General features: G+C 54.4%; 8 protein-coding genes, 1 other RNA gene and 1 pseudogene. 3 read left to right on the top strand and 7 right to left on the bottom strand.

Going from position 1 to position 4,250, the window contains the following annotated elements; genetic code table 11:
- The 3 genes from D1841_RS16615 to D1841_RS16605 form a co-directional block, all read right to left on the bottom strand.
- On the bottom strand, positions 1–411 hold a 411-nt coding region (locus tag D1841_RS16615; protein WP_166554301.1), incomplete at its 3' end, for a ParA family protein.
- Complete coding sequence (locus D1841_RS16610) at positions 404–1,147, bottom strand: helix-turn-helix domain-containing protein (protein ID WP_161880158.1); 744 nt, start codon at positions 1,145–1,147, stop codon at positions 404–406. The genes D1841_RS16610 and D1841_RS16615, both read right to left, overlap by 8 nt.
- Before the next feature lie 14 nt (positions 1,148–1,161).
- Positions 1,162–1,380, bottom strand: coding sequence for a hypothetical protein (locus D1841_RS16605; protein ID WP_160644703.1), 219 nt, complete (start codon positions 1,378–1,380; stop codon positions 1,162–1,164).
- A 334-nt stretch (positions 1,381–1,714) separates the two neighbouring features.
- Here D1841_RS16605 and ssrA point away from each other — a divergent pair.
- The 3 genes from ssrA to D1841_RS16590 all read left to right on the top strand — a co-directional run bounded on the left by ssrA (position 1,715) and on the right by D1841_RS16590 (position 2,830).
- Positions 1,715–2,064: a transfer-messenger RNA gene (gene ssrA / locus D1841_RS16600) on the top strand.
- A 224-nt stretch (positions 2,065–2,288) separates the two neighbouring features.
- The gene (locus D1841_RS16595; protein ID WP_160644701.1) at positions 2,289–2,558 is read left to right on the top strand and encodes a helix-turn-helix transcriptional regulator; all 270 of its coding nucleotides are present in this window, start codon (positions 2,289–2,291) and stop codon (positions 2,556–2,558) included.
- A 119-nt stretch (positions 2,559–2,677) separates the two neighbouring features.
- A complete protein-coding gene (locus tag D1841_RS16590; RefSeq protein WP_161880157.1) occupies positions 2,678–2,830 on the top strand; it encodes a hypothetical protein in 153 nt (50 codons plus the stop codon).
- A 76-nt stretch (positions 2,831–2,906) separates the two neighbouring features.
- Here D1841_RS16590 and D1841_RS16585 read toward each other — a convergent pair whose 3' ends face one another.
- From D1841_RS16585 to D1841_RS16570, 4 genes and pseudogenes are all read right to left on the bottom strand, one after another.
- Positions 2,907–3,320: a hypothetical protein gene (locus D1841_RS16585; protein ID WP_160644699.1), complete on the bottom strand. Its 414-nt coding sequence runs from the start codon at positions 3,318–3,320 to the stop codon at positions 2,907–2,909.
- A gap of 94 nt (positions 3,321–3,414) precedes the next feature.
- Positions 3,415–3,822, bottom strand: a complete 408-nt coding sequence (locus D1841_RS16580) for an N-acetylmuramoyl-L-alanine amidase (RefSeq protein ID WP_237077183.1) — start codon at positions 3,820–3,822, stop codon at positions 3,415–3,417.
- A 2-nt stretch (positions 3,823–3,824) separates the two neighbouring features.
- Complete coding sequence (locus D1841_RS16575; protein ID WP_160645003.1) at positions 3,825–4,016, bottom strand: holin; 192 nt, start codon at positions 4,014–4,016, stop codon at positions 3,825–3,827.
- Between the two features lie 18 nt (positions 4,017–4,034).
- Positions 4,035–4,250: pseudogene (locus D1841_RS16570) on the bottom strand (hypothetical protein); the annotation flags it as partial.

Genomic DNA, 4,250 nt, shown 5'->3' with positions numbered 1-4,250 from the left:
CATTCCAAGGGACGGGCAGCAGTCCAGCAGAATTACGTCGTATTGATTACGGACGGTTTTCAGGTACTCCCGCAGCACGGTTTCCCGGCTCATGGTGTTCACCAGCGTCACCTCCAGCCCGGAAAGCTCGATGTTGGCGGGCAGCAGGTCAACCCCCTCGGCATGGCGCAGGATGCCCTCGCCGGGCGTCAGAGGCACATCCTGAATGATTTTCCCCAGGATGGTGGAGACAGTTTCCTCCATCTGGTCAGGCTGCTGGTATCCCAGGCTGGCTGTTAAAGATCCCTGTGCGTCCATGTCGATTAGTAGGACGCGCCTGCCCTTTTTTGCCAGCCCGATACCCAGATTTACAGTGGTGACGGTTTTTCCCACCCCGCCCTTTTGATTGCAGACCGCGATTACCTTACTCATGCTCTTTTCCCTCCAGTGTCAATTGATGGGGCAGTTCTGTCCGGGGCTTCCTTTTCCGGGCGTACAGTTCTGGGTTGGCCCGATAGTATGCCCTGCGGTACGCCGCCCGCTGCTCCTGGTTGGCGGCGTTATAGGCCTTGTCATACTCGGCCCGGGCGGCTTTTGCCTCCGGCGTGTTCGCCGGGTGCGCCCGGTTCCACTCCCGCGCCCTGGCCCTGATGCGTTCCTGGTTTTTCTGATAGTAGTCCCGCAGGTACGTTTTGCGCCGCTCCTTTCGGGCCTGCTCCCGCTCCGCCTTTTGCCGCGCCAGCTCCTCCGGAGAGGGAGGAGGGGAAGCGGGATTGTGAAAAAAATCCTTAAAATCCATGCCCGAAAGCGCCAGAAGGGGCTGTACAGTCTCTGGTTTCGGGAAGGTGTTCCCCCGCAGGACGCTCCGCAGGGTGTTGTCCGGAATCCCTGTCTCCCGGGCCAGCTCCGCAATGGAAGTGTAGCCGCTCCCTAATACCCAGTTTGCGGCGTTGGGATAGGGCCACCTCCGCACAAGCTGGGCAAAGCCTGGGGTGACTGGCCCGTCCTCCATCCGACGCAGGATGTCATGAACAGCCTGACGGGTCAGGCCGAACCGCTCCCCGATGGCCCGGCAGCTTTCCCCTTCTGCCCAAAGCCGGGCGATCTCCTGGCGGCGCTGCTGTCTCTGCCGTTCTTCCTCCGTCAGTTCTTTAAATGATTTTGCCATGGAGCCTCCTTTCGTCACGCTTCACGGTACACGCAGGGGACATGTTCTCCCTCCGGGCAGTCCGCCCGGGCGTCATAAACACGAAAATTCCGGGGATTGTGCCCCGCCTCCCGCTTTCTGCACCTGGCGATATACCCTTTCGCAGTTTTAATGCTGCTGGCGAAACCCCAGACGTGGGAATACCCGCCGCATACCTTCCTGTCGCTCTCGTACTCCATGAAATACTGCTTCATACCCTCCCTCTCCCTTTCCAGAAAGTGTCTAAAACAATCCTGCGATTCCCTCCGCAAACTTAGTCCCTGCCCCAAATTTCGAAAGTTTTACCCCTGTGTGGGATGTTCACCTGCCAGCCTGAAACAGATCTTTCTGTGCAATCCGTTTTCTGTTGGTTTTGTCTGCCTCTCACACTGCCTGTAAATAAAAAATTGTTTTAGATGCCTTTCTCAAAGTGTCTAAAACAATTATGACATCCGCCGCTTGAGGTTTTTTCAAAAATCCCTCTTGCAATTAGAGGAAATTTCGTGTATAGTATAAGTAGTAAAATTATGGCGTTATGCCGCTAGAAATGGGGATGTAAAGGTTTCGACGGGGAAGGAAAGCCCTGGTAAGCGAGCAGCGGCGCGGACCGCTATAAAACCGCAAACCTTAAAATTAAACGACAACAATTCTGTTGCTGTTGCTGCTTAAATAAGCAGCCGTTCTTACCTGGAGTACCGCGGCCGGGCTAAGAGCGCCGATGAGCGGTGAACGTGAACGAGGGCGCCGCCTTTCGCCCTTGTCATGACCCAAAAGGCTACTAAAACCCGGAGCCTGCTTTTGGGCGCCGGGCAGAGGGAATGTTAAAACAAAAGCTACGCTCGTAGAAAGCCTTGGTAATCTTTTTTCGGACGCGGGTTCGATTCCCGCCATCTCCACCAAAAGAGCGCCAGGCGAACCCAGCGCCGACAATTACGATGGTCGGCGGGGTGTTTGTCATGGCTTGTCCATTGGAATTGCTGATGGGCAAATAAGGAAAAAACCGCCACGAGATGTCCATGTGGCGGTTTTTCTATGCATTTTTATATCGAAATGCGATATAATTTAACAATTTCATGAAATACGTGACAGTCTCTGGTAGAATCTATCGTAAAGGAGACTGGCTATGATTAGGATTTTACTGTCTACCCGGCTTGGTGAACTGAGGTGGACGCAGGCAGACCTCGCGCGTAAAACCGGCATACGTCCCAACACGATTAGCGACCTGTATCACGAGATCACGGATCGTGTCAGCCTTGAACAGTTGGACAAGATATGTGAGGTGCTTAACTGCGACTTGACGGATCTTCTGGTGCGTATGCCCAATGAACCGGGAACAAAAAACCTCCTGCCACAGAAAATGAATACGCTGGAGGCCTCTCTCCTAAAGCCCTGAGCGGTAAATGCTTGGGGCTTTTTCTATTCTCAAAAATATTTATGAATCACCCTTGACTATGTGGCCTAACGGGTATACAGGGAGAAGGAGAGCGGCATAGAATACAAGGAGAAAACAAAATGACAACGTATGAGAAGATAGCAAAAATTTGCGAGAACGAAAAGGCTTCCGAGATGGCGACTAAAATGCTCCAGAACGCGATTAAGCGCGGCCAGAGGAATTGCTACAATGAAATAGTCGAGGCCGTGTATAGCATCTACTTTGAGAAATAGGCCCGGAAAATAAAAAAGCCCCCGGCCCTCCCCGCCGAAATATCGGCCCGGGAAAGCCGGGGGCTTTCGTATGTCCTTATGCGCTCAGCGTCAAAGTGCCCACACCCATTTTCTGATTTCGCACCTCCGCCTCAATACGGCTCTTGAGGTACTCATTCAAATCACCGTAGGCGCTCTCAAGGAAGGCCGCAGCCTCGGCGGTCAACAGGTTCTTGGCCTGGGCCACCGCAATTCCCAGGGCCTCCCGCTGGTTCTCTTTGGTGAACTGGCCGGCCTCCTTGAGCTTGTCCACATACACCTGGCTGGTGTATGTCACGGCGGTGGCTACTGCGTCGGCGGCAGCGGCCAGATACTTTTTTGCCGTCTCGTTTTCAGATTTCTGCCCCAGGTAAGCACCCAGGGCTTTAAGCCCTTTGCCGATGAACGCCGCGCACACGGGCACGGCGGCGACTAAGACAGCCTGTAAAAGAGTTGCGATAAAATCATTCATGCTGCTAACCTCCTAAATTGCGGGGCTGTCCCCGCTGTTATTCTCAAAATTCGTGTTTTTTGCAGCTTCAAAGGTGATGCCACCCTCCTTGTGGTTAGATTTGGCCATGTTCAGATAGAACGAACACACCACGCCGTGGGCCGACCAGGGCAGCCCTACCATAGCGGAAAGCCAGGGCAGGAAGGGTTTTCCAGACGTTGGCGTTGATGGCGTAAGGGTAGAATGCATCGCTGGCGCACTCGATGGTGACGGCCCGGTGGTCGTTTGCGGGGCTGGAGGAGCACCACGACCTGTCCCCTTCCTTTACAATCTCCGCCACCCTGCCATCAAAGCCGATGGCCCAGTTGCAGCTACAGTTTGCCGTCTGGAAGTGGCTGCACAGGCTCTCTGCCGACATCTGCCCCACCACGCAGTGGATGGTGATGGTATCAATCACATGATTTCTGGGGCTGTTGCGGAATGGGCTGATTTTGGTTATCCAGTTCTTGATACGGTTCGCCATACTCATCCCTCCACTTCCGGCAGGCCCGCGATGCTGGTCAGGAGCGACAGCACCCCGGAGAGAAGGGCTGTGCTGCCCACCACCAGCCAGTCCACCTCTGAGAGCATGGCCGTGGTGCCGATGGCCGCCACTGCCGCCTGGGCCACAGTCTTAACGGCCCGAATCCCCGCTGCTTTCCACCATTTTTTTGTCATAACAGCTTCCTCCTTTGATTATAAAAAATCGTGTTTTTTCAGCCGGTCATCATAGACCCGGCCTATGTTCGCTATGGCATGGACAGCCCGCCCGTTCTGGTAGTCCGGGTGCTCCCGGCAATAGCGTTCATAGCAGTTGATGTTGTAGAAGATTTCATTGAAATCTTCCTCTGTGTGCTTTTTCTCCCGGAGCAGCTCTGTGTTAAACTGCAAAATCCTGGCCCGGTGCATGTC

Origin of the sequence: Neglectibacter sp. X4, from assembly GCF_009917365.1 — a bacterium.
In the GTDB taxonomy this organism is placed as follows: Bacteria; Bacillota; Clostridia; order Oscillospirales; family Acutalibacteraceae; genus Acutalibacter.
The sequence above is the reverse complement of the archived record's forward strand: the minus strand, read 5'-3'. Positions and strand labels throughout refer to the sequence as shown.

Bases quoted from the DNA above. Each gene is read 5' to 3' on its own strand.
- D1841_RS16610 (WP_161880158.1), bottom strand. From the start codon at position 1,147: ATGGCAAAATCATTTAAAGAACTGACGGAGGAAGAACGGCAGAGACAG.
- D1841_RS16605 (WP_160644703.1), bottom strand. From the start codon at position 1,380: ATGAAGCAGTATTTCATGGAGTACGAGAGCGACAGGAAGGTATGCGGC.
- D1841_RS16590 (WP_161880157.1), top strand. From the start codon at position 2,678: ATGACAACGTATGAGAAGATAGCAAAAATTTGCGAGAACGAAAAGGCT.
- D1841_RS16580 (WP_237077183.1), bottom strand. From the start codon at position 3,822: ATGGCGAACCGTATCAAGAACTGGATAACCAAAATCAGCCCATTCCGC.
- D1841_RS16575 (WP_160645003.1), bottom strand. From the start codon at position 4,016: ATGACAAAAAAATGGTGGAAAGCAGCGGGGATTCGGGCCGTTAAGACT.
- D1841_RS16585 (WP_160644699.1), bottom strand. From the start codon at position 3,320: ATGAATGATTTTATCGCAACTCTTTTACAGGCTGTCTTAGTCGCCGCC.
- D1841_RS16595 (WP_160644701.1), top strand. From the start codon at position 2,289: ATGATTAGGATTTTACTGTCTACCCGGCTTGGTGAACTGAGGTGGACG.